The sequence below is a fragment of the Streptomyces sp. NPDC052225 genome (genome assembly GCF_040679615.1).
In the GTDB taxonomy this organism is placed as follows: domain Bacteria; phylum Actinomycetota; class Actinomycetes; order Streptomycetales; family Streptomycetaceae; genus Streptomyces.
On the sequence record NZ_JBFAVD010000001.1, the window covers coordinates 1 to 13,807 of the forward strand.

General features: G+C 71.6%; 13 protein-coding genes and 1 pseudogene. 8 read left to right on the top strand and 6 right to left on the bottom strand.

Features of this window, described 5'->3' with window-relative positions:
* Window positions 1-197: 197 nt before the first annotated feature.
* Window positions 198-326: pseudogene (locus AB0L37_RS00005) on the bottom strand (RNA polymerase subunit sigma); the annotation flags it as partial.
* Between the two features lie 210 nt (window positions 327-536).
* On the opposite strand from AB0L37_RS00005, the gene acs reads away from it, so the two are divergent.
* From acs to AB0L37_RS00030, 5 genes are all read left to right on the top strand, one after another.
* On the top strand, window positions 537-2,546 hold the full coding sequence (acs, locus tag AB0L37_RS00010) for an acetate--CoA ligase (RefSeq protein ID WP_365497494.1): 2,010 nt from the start codon (window positions 537-539) through the stop codon (window positions 2,544-2,546).
* Between the two features lie 223 nt (window positions 2,547-2,769).
* The gene (gene nhaA, locus AB0L37_RS00015; protein ID WP_365497497.1) at window positions 2,770-4,170 is read left to right on the top strand and encodes a Na+/H+ antiporter NhaA; all 1,401 of its coding nucleotides are present in this window, start codon (window positions 2,770-2,772) and stop codon (window positions 4,168-4,170) included.
* Window positions 4,171-4,220: 50 nt separating this feature from the next.
* Window positions 4,221-4,730, top strand: coding sequence for a phage holin family protein (locus AB0L37_RS00020; RefSeq protein ID WP_365497500.1), 510 nt, complete (start codon window positions 4,221-4,223; stop codon window positions 4,728-4,730).
* Window positions 4,727-5,680 (top strand): alpha/beta hydrolase, encoded by a 954-nt coding sequence (locus AB0L37_RS00025; RefSeq protein ID WP_365497503.1) that lies wholly within the window; start codon window positions 4,727-4,729, stop codon window positions 5,678-5,680. The genes AB0L37_RS00020 and AB0L37_RS00025 overlap by 4 nt, the downstream gene beginning before the upstream one ends.
* 297 nt (window positions 5,681-5,977) lie before the next feature.
* Window positions 5,978-6,163: a hypothetical protein gene (locus AB0L37_RS00030; RefSeq protein ID WP_365497506.1), complete on the top strand. Its 186-nt coding sequence runs from the start codon at window positions 5,978-5,980 to the stop codon at window positions 6,161-6,163.
* Window positions 6,164-6,178: 15 nt separating this feature from the next.
* Here the strand turns inward: AB0L37_RS00030 and AB0L37_RS00035 are convergent, their stop codons facing one another.
* The 3 genes from AB0L37_RS00035 to nth form a co-directional block, all read right to left on the bottom strand.
* The gene (locus tag AB0L37_RS00035; RefSeq protein WP_365497508.1) at window positions 6,179-7,378 is read right to left on the bottom strand and encodes a MarP family serine protease; all 1,200 of its coding nucleotides are present in this window, start codon (window positions 7,376-7,378) and stop codon (window positions 6,179-6,181) included.
* Between the two features lie 98 nt (window positions 7,379-7,476).
* A complete protein-coding gene (locus AB0L37_RS00040) occupies window positions 7,477-8,223 on the bottom strand; it encodes a CoA pyrophosphatase (RefSeq protein WP_365497511.1) in 747 nt (248 codons plus the stop codon).
* Between the two features lie 61 nt (window positions 8,224-8,284).
* Entirely contained in the window at window positions 8,285-9,094 is an 810-nt protein-coding gene (gene nth / locus AB0L37_RS00045; protein WP_365497514.1) for an endonuclease III, read from the bottom strand.
* Window positions 9,095-9,490: 396 nt separating this feature from the next.
* Here nth and AB0L37_RS00050 point away from each other — a divergent pair, with 396 nt between their 5' ends.
* The 3 genes from AB0L37_RS00050 (at window position 9,491) to AB0L37_RS00060 (ending at window position 12,080) form a co-directional block, all read left to right on the top strand.
* Window positions 9,491-10,165: a Crp/Fnr family transcriptional regulator gene (locus AB0L37_RS00050; RefSeq protein ID WP_016642758.1), complete on the top strand. Its 675-nt coding sequence runs from the start codon at window positions 9,491-9,493 to the stop codon at window positions 10,163-10,165.
* 149 nt (window positions 10,166-10,314) lie between these two features.
* Complete coding sequence (locus AB0L37_RS00055; protein ID WP_365497517.1) at window positions 10,315-11,121, top strand: nucleotidyltransferase domain-containing protein; 807 nt, start codon at window positions 10,315-10,317, stop codon at window positions 11,119-11,121.
* A 50-nt stretch (window positions 11,122-11,171) separates the two neighbouring features.
* Window positions 11,172-12,080, top strand: coding sequence for a sigma-70 family RNA polymerase sigma factor (locus tag AB0L37_RS00060; protein ID WP_365497520.1), 909 nt, complete (start codon window positions 11,172-11,174; stop codon window positions 12,078-12,080).
* Here the strand turns inward: AB0L37_RS00060 and AB0L37_RS00065 are convergent.
* Both AB0L37_RS00065 and AB0L37_RS00070 read right to left on the bottom strand, forming a co-directional pair.
* On the bottom strand, window positions 12,077-12,907 hold the full coding sequence (locus AB0L37_RS00065; protein ID WP_365497523.1) for an MBL fold metallo-hydrolase: 831 nt from the start codon (window positions 12,905-12,907) through the stop codon (window positions 12,077-12,079). The genes AB0L37_RS00060 and AB0L37_RS00065 overlap by 4 nt on opposite strands.
* A complete protein-coding gene (locus tag AB0L37_RS00070) occupies window positions 12,904-13,782 on the bottom strand; it encodes an NUDIX hydrolase (RefSeq protein WP_365497526.1) in 879 nt (292 codons plus the stop codon). The genes AB0L37_RS00065 and AB0L37_RS00070 overlap by 4 nt, the downstream gene beginning before the upstream one ends.
* Between the last annotated feature and the right edge of the window lie 25 nt (window positions 13,783-13,807).

Consider the following 13,807-nt stretch of genomic DNA (forward strand, 5'->3'; position numbering starts at 1 on the left):
ACCCGGACCTCGCCGCCACGCGCCCCTACTGGGACCAGCACCTCGCCTCCGAGAACCCCGCCGTCTACCGCGCCGAACACCTCGACGCCCTCCCCCTCACCCTCACCCAGTCAGGCCCCGCGACTCCCGCCGGGTCTGGCTGCGCTTGAGTCGCCTGCCGGCGATGCGCCGGTCGTGCCGGCTGTCGCGCGCGACCCTGCCGTCAGATCCGCGACGGGGTGCGGGTCGTCCACGCGCCGGGCCAGGAAGCGCGTCACCGCGTCCACGTGCCGTCGGCAGAACTCCTCGAAGAGTGCGGGATCCCGGGCCGTCGCGGCGGGCCGCCCGTATCCGTTCCGCTCGGTGTCTCCTTCGTCCGGCTCGGCCTGCTCACCGGCTCTTCACCGTTACGTGGGCCGGGCGGCGGGAAGCGTGACGGGTGAACCTCAGGGGCGGTGCGTCCGTGGGAACGGATACCGGAAGCCGATCGGCCACACACCCCGCAACAGGTCTAAACCATTTTTACGACGGCCCTTGTCAGCAGGGGTCGCCGTCTGATGAGCTGTGGCCTGGGACACAACGGACACCCTGGGAATGGGAGAAGCGTCGTGAGCAACGAAAGCCTGGCCAACCTCTTGAAGGAGGAGCGACGTTTCGCGCCGCCGGCTGACCTGGCCGCGAGCGCCAACGTCACGGCGGAGGCGTACGAGCAGGCCAAGGCTGACCGGCTCGGTTTCTGGGCCGAGCAGGCCCGCCGCCTGACCTGGGCCACGGAGCCGACCGAGACGCTGGACTGGTCGAACCCGCCGTTCGCCAAGTGGTTCAAGGACGGCAAGCTGAACGTCGCGTACAACTGCGTCGACCGGCACGTCGAGGCGGGCAACGGCGACCGGGTCGCGATCCACTTCGAGGGCGAGCCGGGCGACAGCCGCGCCATCACCTACGCCGAGCTGAAGGACGAGGTCAGCCGGGCCGCGAACGCGCTGACCGAGCTGGGCGTGCAGGCCGGTGACCGGGTCGCCGTCTACCTGCCGATGATCCCCGAGGCCGTCGTCTCGATGCTGGCCTGCGCCCGCATCGGCGCCGCGCACTCCGTGGTCTTCGGCGGCTTCTCCGCCGACGCCATCGCCAAGCGCATCGAGGACGCCGACGCCAAGGTCGTCATCACAGCCGACGGCGGCTACCGCCGCGGCAAGCCCTCCGCCCTCAAGCCCGCCGTCGACGACGCCCTCACCCGCGTATCCGGCGTGGAGAAGGTTCTCGTCGTCCGGCGCACCGAGCAGGACGTGGCGTGGACCGAGGGCCGCGACGTGTGGTGGCACGACGTCGTCGCCCAGCAGTCGGCCGAGCACACCCCGCAGGCGTTCGACGCCGAGCAGCCGCTCTTCATCCTCTACACGTCGGGCACGACGGGTAAGCCGAAGGGCATCCTGCACACCTCCGGCGGCTACCTCACCCAGGCCAGCTACACCCACCACGCGGTCTTCGACCTCAAGCCGGAGAGCGACGTCTACTGGTGCACCGCCGACATCGGCTGGGTCACCGGGCACTCGTACATCACGTACGGGCCGCTCTCGAACGGTGCGACGCAGGTCATCTACGAGGGCACCCCGGACACCCCGCACCAGGGCCGGTTCTGGGAGATCGTGCAGAAGTACGGCGTCACGATCCTCTACACGGCGCCGACCGCGATCCGTACGTTCATGAAGTGGGGCGACGACATCCCCGCGAAGTTCGACCTGTCCAGCCTGCGGGTGCTCGGCTCGGTCGGTGAGCCGATCAACCCCGAGGCCTGGATGTGGTACCGGAAGAACATCGGCGCCGACAAGTGCCCCGTCGTGGACACCTGGTGGCAGACCGAGACCGGCGCGATCATGATCTCGCCGCTGCCGGGCGTCACCGAGGCCAAGCCGGGCTCCGCCCAGCGCGCGCTGCCCGGCATCTCCGCGACCGTCCTGGACGACGAGGCCAACGAGGTGCCGAACGGCGGGGGCGGCTATCTGGCCCTCACCGAACCGTGGCCGTCGATGCTGCGCACCATCTGGGGCGACGACCAGCGGTTCATCGACACGTACTGGTCCCGCTTCGAGGGCAAGTACTTCGCCGGTGACGGTGCCAAGAAGGACGAGGACGGCGACATCTGGCTGCTCGGCCGGGTCGACGACGTCATGCTCGTCTCCGGGCACAACATCTCGACGACCGAGGTCGAGTCGGCGCTCGTCGCCCACCCGGCGGTCGCCGAGGCGGCGGTGGTCGGCGCGGCCGACGAGACGACCGGTCAGGCGATCGTCGCCTTCGTGATCCTGCGCGGCAGCGCGAACGCGGACGACGAGAACCTGGTGGCCGACCTGCGCAACCACGTGGGCGCCGTGCTCGGCCCGATCGCCAAGCCCAAGCGGGTCCTGCCGGTCGCCGAGCTGCCCAAGACCCGGTCCGGCAAGATCATGCGCCGACTGCTCCGCGATGTCGCGGAGAACCGGGAGCTGGGTGACGTGACCACGCTCACCGACTCCTCCGTCATGGACCTCATCCAGACGAAGCTGCCGGCCGCGCCCAGCGAGGACTGACCCCCCGCGAACACTGGGGAACGGGCATCCGGCGAGCGCGCCGGGTGCCCGTTTCGTGCGTATCGTGATGATCGCCAAGTGACGTCCCGCACGCACCCTGTAGGGTCTAGGTCAAAGTCAAGGTCACGTCAAAGCCGTGACAGGGATCCGCAGTGATCCACAGGGTGCGCCGGGAAGTCTGGTCGGCAGAGCAGTCAGCCGTACCCGACCGGAGGTCCCTCGCGTGAGCGCGCCCAGCAAGAACGACCACAAAGCACTCGGCCGTCTCTCCCTGCCCGAGCGCAATTTCGTGGCCGACGCCCTGCGTACGGAGACCGTCGGCGGCGTGCTCCTGCTCATCGCCGCGATCACCGCACTGGTCTGGGCGAACGTCCCGGCCCTCAGCCACAGCTACGAGACCGTCAGCGACTTCCACATAGGCCCCGCCGCGCTCGGCCTGAACCTCTCCGTCGAGCACTGGGCCGCGGACGGTTTCCTCGCCCTGTTCTTCTTCGTCGCCGGTATCGAGCTCAAGCGCGAACTCGTCGCCGGTGACCTGCGCGACCCCAAGGCCGCCGCGCTCCCGGTCGTCGCCGCGCTCTGCGGCATGGCCGTCCCCGCCCTCGTGTACGTCGCCGAGAACACGATCTTCGGCGGGTCCATGGACGGCTGGGCCGTGCCCACCGCCACCGACATCGCGTTCGCGCTCGCGGTCCTCGCCGTCATCGGTACGTCGCTGCCGAGCGCCCTGCGCGCCTTCCTGCTGACGCTCGCCGTCGTCGACGACCTCTTCGCGATCCTGATCATCGCGATCTTCTTCACCAGCGAGATCAACTTCGCCGCGCTCGCCGGGTCCGTCGTCGGCCTCGCCGTCTTCTGGCTGCTGCTCAGGAAGCGCGTACGCGGCTGGTACATCTACGTGCCGCTCGCCCTCGTCATCTGGGGGCTCATGTACAACAGCGGCATCCACGCCACCATCGCCGGTGTCGCCATGGGCCTGATGCTGCGCTGCACCAAGGAGGACGGCGAGGAGCACTCCCCCGGCGAGCACATCGAGCACCTCGTACGTCCGGTCTCGGCCGGGCTCGCGGTGCCGCTGTTCGCGCTGTTCAGCGCCGGGGTCGCGGTGTCGGGCGGCGCGGTGGGCGACGTGTTCACCAAGCCGGAGACGCTCGGTGTCGTGCTGGGACTCGTCGTCGGCAAGGCCGTTGGCATCTTCGGCGGTACGTGGCTGACGGCACGGTTCACCAAGGCCTCCCTGTCGGAGGAGCTGGCCTGGCCGGACGTCTTCGCGGTCGCCTCGCTCGCCGGCATCGGCTTCACGGTCTCGCTGCTCATCGGCGAACTCGCCTTCACCGGCGACGCCCTGATGACCGACGAGATCAAGGCCTCGGTCCTGATGGGCTCCCTGATCGCGGCCGTGTTCAGCAGCGTCCTGCTGAAGATCCGGAACGCCAAGTACCGCGCGCTGTGGGAGGAAGAGGAGCGCGACGACGACGCCGACGGCATTCCGGACGTCTACGAGAAGGACAAGCCGGAGTACCACCTGCGGATGGCCGCGATCTACGAGAAGAAGGCCGCGGAGCACCGCAGGCTTGCCGAAGTGGCGGCCGGGGCAGGCGACGAGGACGAGCGTCCGGCATGATCTGACACCCAGACATTTACAGAAGAAGACAGAAGACGAGGGAGTACGCGATGAGCGCACCCGACGGCAGCCCGGTCGGCGCCGAACGCAGCATCGGCCAGCTGTTCGCCTCGGCGACGACCGAGATGTCCGCGCTGGTGCACGACGAGATCGCCCTGGCGAAGGCGCAGCTGAAACAGGACGTGAAGCGCGGGGCGACCAGTGGTGGCCTGTTCACGGTGGGCGCCGCCGTGCTCGTCTTCTCGCTGCCCATGCTCAGCTTCGCCCTGGCGTACGGCATCCAGGCCTGGACCGGCGGGCACAACGGCGAGGGCGGCTGGAACCTCGGCTGGTGCTTCCTGCTCTCCTTCGCGGCGAACGTGCTGCTCGCGCTGCTGCTGTTCGCCGTCGGCGCCGTCTTCGCGAAGAAGGCCAAGAAGGGCAAGGGCCCGCAGAAGGTCGCGGCGTCGTTCAAGGAGTCGGCCGGCGTACTCCAGAACGCCAAGCCGCACCCCCGGCCGGTGACGGCGGGCGACCGTGTCCCCGAGAGCATCGAGGCTGTGGCACGCTCGTCCTCATGACGGACCCCGCCACCCCATCGGCCCAGCCGCCCGCCTCTCTCGTACGACTCGACGTCCCCGGCGGGATCGAGGTGCTCCACCGGGACGTCGCGGCGAACGGGGCGCGGTTCCACATCGCCGAGCTGGGTGACGGGCCGCTGGTCCTGCTCCTGCACGGGTTCCCGCAGTTCTGGTGGTCGTGGCGGCATCAGCTCGTGGCGCTCGCCGACGCGGGGTTCCGGGCGGTCGCGATGGACCTGCGCGGGGTGGGCGGCAGTGACCGTACGCCGCGCGGTTACGACCCGGCGAACCTCGCGCTCGACGTCACCGGCGTGATCCGCTCGCTCGGCGAGCCCGACGCGGCGCTCGTCGGGCACGATCTGGGCGGGTATCTCGCCTGGACGGCGGCCGTGATGCGGCCGAAGCTGGTGCGCCGGCTCGCGGTGTCCTCGATGCCGCACCCGCGGCGCTGGCGCTCGGCGATGGTGGCGGACTACCGGCAGTCGCGCTCGGGGTCGTTCGTCTGGGGCCTTCAGCGGCCCTGGCTGCCGGAGCGTCAACTGGTCGCCGACGACGGCGCGTTGGTCGGCAAGCTGATCCGCGACTGGTCGGGGCCGCAGCAGCCCGACGACAAGGCCGTGGAGACGTACCAGCGCGCGATGTGCATCCCGTCGACGGCGCACTGCTCGGTCGAGCCGTACCGGTGGATGGTGCGCTCGCTGGCGCGCCCCGACGGGATCCAGTTCAACCGGCGGATGAAGCGGCCCGTACGGGTGCCGACGCTGCATCTGCACGGGGCGCTCGACCCGGTGATGCGCACGCGCAGCGCGGCGGGATCCGGCGAGTACGTCGAAGCTCCGTACCGCTGGCGGCTGTTCGAGGGCCTCGGCCACTTCCCGCACGAAGAAGACCCGGCGGCCTTCTCCAGCGAGCTCGTCAACTGGCTGAAGGACCCCGAGCCCGATCGGTGAAGCCCGGCACCGGCCGGCGAAGACACCGCCCCCGGCCGGGGGTCCGGGGGTTGCCCCCGGGCAGACACAGTCCGCACGAAGAAGACCCGGCGGCCTTCTCCAGCGAACTCGTCAACTGGCTGAAGGACCCCGAGCCCGATCGGTGACCGCTTTCGCGGGCGCTGTGTGACGGGTCGTGAGCACCCGGTATGCGGGCGGGAACGTCTGTCCTACGAACAGCCAAATGCCCGGCGCATAGGCCAATTTGAGGGCTGTGAGGGCGGTTACCGACCATGGGGCACGGGCACACGTCGGGGTATGGGCTGGACGCACGACTACAGTGACGCAGCACGCAACCGCCGCCCCGCGATGACGCTGGGCTCACCCCAGAGGGGGGCGCCGCAGGAGACTGTGGCGCACGATCCCCGGCTGGGCATTCCGCGGATCCTGCGGCGCCGGGCCCGGTGGGTCTCGGCGCGGATCCGGCACACGGGCCGCGAGTGACCTAGGGGCCGGCCCTCACAGCGCGCAGGCGTCGGTGTCCACCTGCTGGACCGCCGAACGGCCCTGCGCGATGTCGGGGCGGATCTCGTCCTCGGACAGGGCGTAACCGGTGTCCGCGTCATCGAGGGACTTGGCGAAGACCACGCCGTACACCTTGCCCTCGGGCGTCAGGAGCGGGCCTCCCGAGTTGCCCTGACGGACCGTCGCGTACAGCGAGTACACGTCGCGCTTGACCGTGCCGCGGTGGTAGATGTCCGGGCCGTTGGCCGTGATGCGGCCGCGGACGCGCGCGGGCCGCACGTCGTACGCGCCGTTCTCCGGGAAGCCCGCGACGATCGCGCCGCCGCCGCGCTGCGCGTCGGTGGACGTGAACTGGAGCGGGGGTGCCTTCAGCGACGGCACGTCCAGGACGGCGATGTCGCGCTTCCAGTCGTAGAGGACGACCTTCGCGTCGTACCTGACGCCCTCGCCGCCTATCTGCACGGTGGGTTCGTCGACGCCGCCGACCACGTGGGCGTTCGTCATGACGCGGCGGTCGGCGAAGACGAAGCCGGTGCCTTCGAGGACCTTGCCGCAACGGGGCGCCTGGCCCACGACCTTGACGATGGAACGCTTGGCGTTCAGCGCCACCCGGCTGTGGGCCAGGGCCGGGTCGGGCGGCCTGACCTCGGTGATCGGCTCGTTCGCGAACGGGCTGAAGACCTGCGGGAACCCGTTCTGCGCGAGCGTGGAGGAGAAGTCGGCGAACCAGGTGTCCGCCTGGGTGGGCAGCGCCCGGGAGACGCCGAGCAGCACCTTGGAGCTGCGGACCTCCTTGCCGAGCGTGGGCAGGGTGGTGCCGGCGAGCGCGGAACCTATCAGCCAGGCGACCAGCAGCATCGCCGCTACGTTGACCAGGGCGCCGCCCGTCGCGTCGAGCGCGCGGGCCGGTGACCAGGTGATGTATCTGCGCAGTTTGTTGCCGAGGTGGGTGGTGAAGGCCTGGCCGACCGAGGCGCAGATGATCACTACGACCACCGCGACGACCGCGGCCGTCGTCGTGACCTCCGCGTCGCTGGTGACGGCGCCCCAGATGACGGGCAGCGTGTAGACCGCGACGAGGCCGCCGCCGAGGAAACCGATCACCGACAGGACGCCGACGACGAACCCCTGGCGGTAGCCGACGACCGCGAACCACACGGCGGCCGCGAGCAGCAGGATGTCCAGCACGTTCACCGATTCATGCCTCGCCTTGTGTCTCGCTGCCCTGTATCTCGCCGCTGCGCGTCGTGCCGCGGTGCGCCGTCCTGCCGCTTTGTGTCCCGATCACCCTGTCATGCGCGCCAGTCGAGTGGGACCGTCTTCGCTCGGTCCCAGGGCCTCTCCCACCCCGCGAAGTGCAGCAGCCGGTCGATCACGCCCGCCGTGAAACCCCACACCAGAGCCGATTCCACGAGGAACGCGGGGCCTTGGTGGCCGCTGGGATGCACCGTCGTCGCCCTGTTCGCCGGGTCCGTGAGATCCGCCACGGGGACCGTGAAGACGCGGGCCGTCTCCGCCGGGTCGACCGCGGCGACGGGTGTCGGCACCCGCCACCATCCCAGTACGGGCGTCACGACGAATCCGCTCACCGGGATGTACAGCTTGGGCAGCACTCCGAAGAGCTGGACGCCGCGCGGGTCGAGGCCCGTCTCCTCCCATGCCTCCCGCAGCGCGGCCCGCAGCGGGCCCTCGGTGCGCGGGTCGCCGTCCTCCGGGTCGAGGGCGCCACCGGGGAACGACGGCTGGCCCGCGTGCGATCTCAGCTGGCCGGAGCGCTCCATGAGCAGCAGCTCGGGGCCGCGCTCGCCCTCGCCGAACAGGATCAGTACCGCGGACTGCCGGCCCGCGCCGTCCTTCGGCGGCAGGAAGCGGCTGAGCTGCTCCCCGCGCACCGTGGCGGCGGCACGGGCGACGGGGTCGAGCCAGCCGGGCAGGCCGTCGGTGCGCAGCGTGACGTCCGGGACCGCGGGGGCCCGCTCACCGCCGCCGGCGCCGCCCTGCTCGCCGTACCCGCTGCCGATCTCGCTCACGTGCTTCATCGCCGCCCCGTCCCCTGTCGTGATGGGCCCAACGCCCGACCGTCCCCCGTTCGTTCCCCCGTCACTCGATCGTGCCGCCCAGGGGCGGGGCCGGGATGCCGCCCGCGTCCAGGTAGGACTGCGGGGGGTTGAGGCGCTGGCCGGGGAAGCCGCCCTTCTCGTACTTGAGGAGCTTCTTGGCCTTCTCCGGGTCCGTCTCGCCCTCGCCGTACGCCGGGCAGAGCGGGGCGATGGGGCAGGCGCCGCAGGCGGGTCTGCGGGCGTGGCAGATGCGGCGGCCGTGGAAGATCACGTTGTGGCTGAGCTGGGTCCAGTCGCTCTTGGGGAACAGCTCGCCGACGGCCTTCTCGACCTTGTCCGGGTCGGTCTCCTCGGTCCACTTCCAGCGGCGCACCAGGCGCCCGAAGTGGGTGTCGACGGTGATGCCGGGCCGCCCGAACGCGTTCCCCAACACCACGAAGGCCGTCTTGCGGCCCACGCCGGGCAGCTTGACCAGGTCCTCGAGGCGGCCGGGGACCTCGCCCCCGAAGTCCTCGCTCAGGGCCTTGGCCAGGCCCATGATCGACCGCGTCTTGGCGCGGAAGAAGCCGGTGGGCCTGATCAGCTCCTCGACCTCCTCCGGGTTCGCCGCGGCGAGGTCCTCGGGGGTCGGGTACTTGGCGAACAGGCCCGGCGTCGTCTGATTGACCCTCAGGTCGGTCGTCTGGGCGGACATCACCGTGGCGACCAGGAGCTGGAAGGGGTTCTCGAAGTCCAGCTCCGGGTGCGCGTACGGGTACGCCTCCGCGAGCTCACGGTTGATCTTCCGCGCGCGGCGGACCAGCGCGGTGCGGGACTCGGGCTTGGCGGCGGCCTTCTTCTTCGGTGGCATCGGTGAGTTCGGTGGCATCGACTAGGCGGCCTTCCCCTGTGCGGAACGCTGTACGGAACCCGGAACGGCGCACAGCGGGGGCACCCACCTGCCGTGTTCGCCCACAGCGGAATCGCGGTCGGCTGACATGGTCTCGGCCTCCTCCGCCTGCGCTCTCACCGGCTTTTTGAACACCCGGCCAGCCTAGAGCCCGGCACTGACATCCGCCCCGGAGCAGTCGGATCGGCCCCCGATTGGCCCCCTCCCCCTCGGGTTGTGACGCGGGTGCGGCAGACTTGTGTCCGAGTGACTGATCACACTGTTTGGACCGTCCGGCAAAATGGGGAACGGGAAATACCTCTCCGAGGCGTTTCCCGGCAGTCCCCCCACAGTGCAGGCGACATAGGAGAGAAACTCGTGGACGACGTTCTGCGGCGCGCCCCGCTCTTCGCGGCGCTCGATGACGAGCAGGCCGCGGAGCTCCGCGCCTCCATGAGTGAGGTGACCCTCGCGCGCGGTGACGCCCTGTTCCACGAGGGCGACCCCGGAGACCGCTTGTACGTGGTCACCGAGGGCAAGGTGAAGCTTCACCGCACCTCCCCCGACGGCCGGGAGAACATGCTGGCCGTGCTCGGCCCCGGCGAGCTGATCGGCGAACTGTCGCTGTTCGACCCGGGCCCGCGCACCGCGACCGCGTCGGCGCTCACCGAGGTGAAGCTGCTCGGTCTCGGCCACGGCGACCTCCAGCCCTGGCTCAACGCACGCCCCGAGGTGGCCGCCGCCCTGCTGCGCGCCGTGGCCCGGCGCCTGCGCAAGACGAACGACCAGATGTCCGACCTGGTCTTCTCCGACGTGCCGGGCCGCGTGGCCCGCGCGCTGCTCGACCTGTCGCGCCGCTTCGGTGTGCAGTCCGAGGAGGGCATCCACGTCGTGCACGACCTCACGCAGGAAGAGCTGGCCCAGTTGGTCGGCGCCTCCCGCGAGACCGTGAACAAGGCCCTTGCCGACTTCGCGGGCCGCGGCTGGCTGCGTCTGGAGGCCCGCGCGGTGATCCTCCTGGACGTGGAGCGCCTCGCGAAGCGTTCGCGCTGACACACGGCCGCACAGCGCCGTACGAAGCTCCACGGAGTTCCACGGAGAGGGGCCCCGCCGCATCGCGCGGCCGGGCCCCTTCCGTGTGTCCGGGCCCGGACACACGGAAAGTGCGTGCCGTCCCCGCCGCTTCCCTGCACAGTTGCCTCATGGCCGACCTGACCCGCGGACTCGACGCCCAGGGACACCTCGCGCGCGAAGGCGCCCTGGCACGGATCGAGGCCCCGTTCCGGCCCGTCGTGGCCGCCGCCCGCGACCGGCTGCTCGACGTGTTCGGGGCGCGCATGACGAGCGCGTACCTGTACGGGTCCGTGCCGCGCGGCACCGCGCGCCCCGGCCGCTCCGACCTCGACCTGCTGCTGGCCCTGCGCGACGAGCCCACCGACGCCGACCGGGCCGACGCCCGCATGCTCGACGAGTCCCTGGACAAGGAGTTCGCCCAGATCGACGGCGCGGGCACGCTGCTGTTCAGCCGCGCGCGGCTGCTGAGCGACCTGGAGACGTACGACCTGGGCTGGTTCGTGGCCTGTCTGTGCACGCCGCTGCTCGGCGAGGACCTGGCCGAGTTCCTGCCCCGCTACCGGCCCACGTCGCTGCTCGCGCGCGAGACCAACGGCGACCTCGCCCTGTTCCTGCCCCGCTGGCGCACCCGGATCGCCGAGGCGGCCCCCGGGGAGCTGCCGGGCCTCCAGCGCGGCATGGCACGCCACCTCGTCCGTACGGGCTTCACGCTGGTGATGCCCCGCTGGAACGGGTGGACGAGCGACCTCGGCGAGATGGCGGAGATCTTCGGCACGTACTACCCGCGGTGGGCGGGGCCGATGCGGGCCGCGGCCGACGACGCGCGCGAGCCGACCGGGGACCTCGCGGCGCTGGGGACGTACACGGAGGAGATCGGGCCCTGGCTCGCGGACGAGTACGCGCGCGTGCACGGCATCAAGGCCCCGCGGCCCTGACCGGCCACCAAGACACTCGACGGCACACCACACACAGGGGGATCCCACTCATGGCGCAGTCCGACACCGACCTTGCCGTGCGCTTCGAAGCGGAGCGCGGCCGGCTGCGGGCCGTGGCGTACCGGATGCTGGGCTCGTTCAGCGAGGCCGAGGACGCCGTCCAGGAGAGCTGGCTGCGCTTGCAGCGGGCCGACGCCGATGACGTACGGAATCTGGGCGGCTGGCTGACGACCGTCGTGGGGCGGATCTGCCTCGACATGCTGCGCACGCGCACGTCGCGCCGGGAGGATCCGCTCGACGCCGGTGAGGCGGGCGCCGTCGAGACGCGCGTGCCCGATCCCGTCGTCAGGCCCGCCGACCCCGTGCACGAGGCCGAGCTCGCCGACTCGGTGGGGCTCGCGCTGCTCGTCGTCCTGGACACGCTGGCACCGGCCGAGCGGCTCGCGTTCGTGCTGCACGACATGTTCGCGGTGCCGTTCGAGGAGCTCGCGCCGATCGTGGAGCGCACCCCGGCGGCGACCCGGCAGCTGGCCAGCCGGGCGCGGCGCCGGGTCTCGGGGGCGGACGTGCCGCCCGACACCGACATCGCCCGCCAGCGCGTGGTCGTCGACGCCTGGCTGGCCGCGACGCGTGCCGGTGACTTCGAGGCGCTGCTCGAACTCCTCGACCCGGACGTGCTGTTGCGGGTCGACGCGGGTCCGGGCACGGCGTCGAAGCTGGTCCGCGGCGCCCTGGAGGTGGCCGGTCAGGCCGCGCTGTACGGGCGTACGGCTCCGGTGTCGCACCCGGCGTTCGTCGGCAACGGCATGGGCATCGTGGCGGCGCCGGGCGGCAAGGTCTTCTCGGTCCTCGCCTTCACGTTCCGCGCCGGCAAGGTCGTCGGGGTCGACATCATCGCCGACCCCGAGCGCCTCGCCGGCCTCGGCATCGAGTGGCCGCAGGACACCGACCAGGCCTAGATCAGGCCGTGTTCGCGCAGGTAGTCGAGCTGGGCCCGGACGGACAGCTCGGCCGCAGGCCACAGCGTGCGGTCGACGTCCGCGTAGACATGGGCGACGACCTCGGACGCCTGCGCGTACCCGTTCTCGACGGCCGTCTCGACCTGCGCGAGGCGGTTGGCGCGGTGCGCGAGGTAGAACTCGACGGCGCCCTGCGCGTCGTCGAGGACCGGGCCGTGGCCGGGAAGCACCGTGTGCACGCCGTCGTCGACGGTCAGGGAGCGCAGCCTGCGCAGCGAGTCGAGGTAGTCGCCGAGCCGGCCGTCGGGGTGCGCGACGACCGTCGTGCCGCGGCCGAGGATCGTGTCGCCGGTCAACACGGCCCGGTCGGCGGGGAGATGGAAGCAGAGCGAGTCGGCGGTGTGCCCGGGGGTCGGGACGACGCGCAGCTCCAGGCCGCCCGTCCTGACCACGTCACCGGCGGCGAGCCCCTCGTCGCCGAGGCGCAGCGCCGGGTCGAGCGCGCGCACCTTCGTGCCGGTCAGCTCGGCGAATCTGCCCGCGCCCTCGGCGTGGTCGGGGTGGCCGTGCGTGAGGAGGGTGAGCGCGACGCGGCGGCCCGCCTTCTCCACGACGGAGATCACGTTCTTGAGGTGGTCGTCGTCGAGCGGGCCCGGGTCGACGACGACGGCGAGGTCGCTGTCGGGCTCGGCGACGATCCAGGTGTTGGTGCCGTCGAGGGTCATCGCGGACGCGTTGGGCGCGAGGACGTTGACGGCGCGGGCGGTGGCGGGGCCCGAGAGCACCCCGCCGCGTGGCTGCCCCGGCAGGGCGGCTGCTTCGGTCATGGCCTCTTCCCCGTGGAGATGTGCTTGGTGAACTCGTCGTGCCCCGGCCAGGACAGCACCAACTCGCCGTCCTCCAGGCGCGCCTGGGCCAGTACGGGGGTCAGGTCGCGCTCCGTCGCACCGGCGAGCGCGCCGGCCGTGTCCTCGTACGCCGCGAGGGTGCGCAGGGTCGCGATGGTGGGCGGCATCATCGTCAACTCGCCCTGGTCGTACGCCGATGCGGCCCGCCCGGGGGCGATCCACACGGTGCGGTCGGCCTCGGAGGAGTCGTCGCTGGTGCGCTGCCCGGCCGGGAGCGCGGCGGCGAAGAACCAGGTGTCGTAGCGGCGCGGTTCGAACTCCGGGGTGATCCAGCGGGCCCAGGCGCCCAGCAGGTCGGAGCGCAGGACGAGCCCGCGGCGGTCCAGGAACTCGGCGAAGGACAGGTCGCGGCCGATCAGCGCCTGCCGGTCCGCGGCCCAGTCGGCCCCGGTGGTGTCCTCGACGACGGTGTCGGGGGTCGGCCCGGCGAGCAGCACGCCCGCCTCCTCGAACGTCTCGCGCACGGCGGCGCAGACGATCGCCTGGGCCTCCTTCTCGGGAACCCCGAGCCGCTCGCCCCACGCGGCGCGCGACGGGCCCGCCCAGCGGACCTGCCGGTCGTCGTCGCGGGGGTCGACGCCGCCGCCGGGATATGCGTACGCACCGGCCGCGAAGGCCATCGACGTCCGTCTGCGGAGCATGTGCACCTCGATGCCGGCGGGGCCGCCCGGATCGGCGTCCCGCAGCAGCATCACGGTCGCGGCGCGCCTCGGCGTCGCGGGCGTGAGCGTGCCGTCGGCGAGGGCACGGATGCGTTCCGGCCACTCGGGGGGATACCACTGCCCGTTTGCCATGGCCGGAGGCTAACCGGTGGCGGGC

What these genes read in the sequence shown, in the direction of transcription:
- AB0L37_RS00020 (WP_365497500.1), top strand. Translation starts at nt 4,221, where the DNA reads ATGAGCGCACCCGACGGCAGCCCGGTCGGCGCCGAACGCAGCATCGGC.
- AB0L37_RS00025 (WP_365497503.1), top strand. Translation starts at nt 4,727, where the DNA reads ATGACGGACCCCGCCACCCCATCGGCCCAGCCGCCCGCCTCTCTCGTA.
- AB0L37_RS00040 (WP_365497511.1), bottom strand. Translation starts at nt 8,223, where the DNA reads ATGAAGCACGTGAGCGAGATCGGCAGCGGGTACGGCGAGCAGGGCGGC.
- acs (WP_365497494.1), top strand. Translation starts at nt 537, where the DNA reads ATGAGCTGTGGCCTGGGACACAACGGACACCCTGGGAATGGGAGAAGC.
- nth (WP_365497514.1), bottom strand. Translation starts at nt 9,094, where the DNA reads ATGCCACCGAAGAAGAAGGCCGCCGCCAAGCCCGAGTCCCGCACCGCG.
- AB0L37_RS00065 (WP_365497523.1), bottom strand. Translation starts at nt 12,907, where the DNA reads ATGACCGAAGCAGCCGCCCTGCCGGGGCAGCCACGCGGCGGGGTGCTC.
- AB0L37_RS00055 (WP_365497517.1), top strand. Translation starts at nt 10,315, where the DNA reads ATGGCCGACCTGACCCGCGGACTCGACGCCCAGGGACACCTCGCGCGC.
- AB0L37_RS00030 (WP_365497506.1), top strand. Translation starts at nt 5,978, where the DNA reads ATGGGCTGGACGCACGACTACAGTGACGCAGCACGCAACCGCCGCCCC.
- AB0L37_RS00070 (WP_365497526.1), bottom strand. Translation starts at nt 13,782, where the DNA reads ATGGCAAACGGGCAGTGGTATCCCCCCGAGTGGCCGGAACGCATCCGT.
- AB0L37_RS00060 (WP_365497520.1), top strand. Translation starts at nt 11,172, where the DNA reads ATGGCGCAGTCCGACACCGACCTTGCCGTGCGCTTCGAAGCGGAGCGC.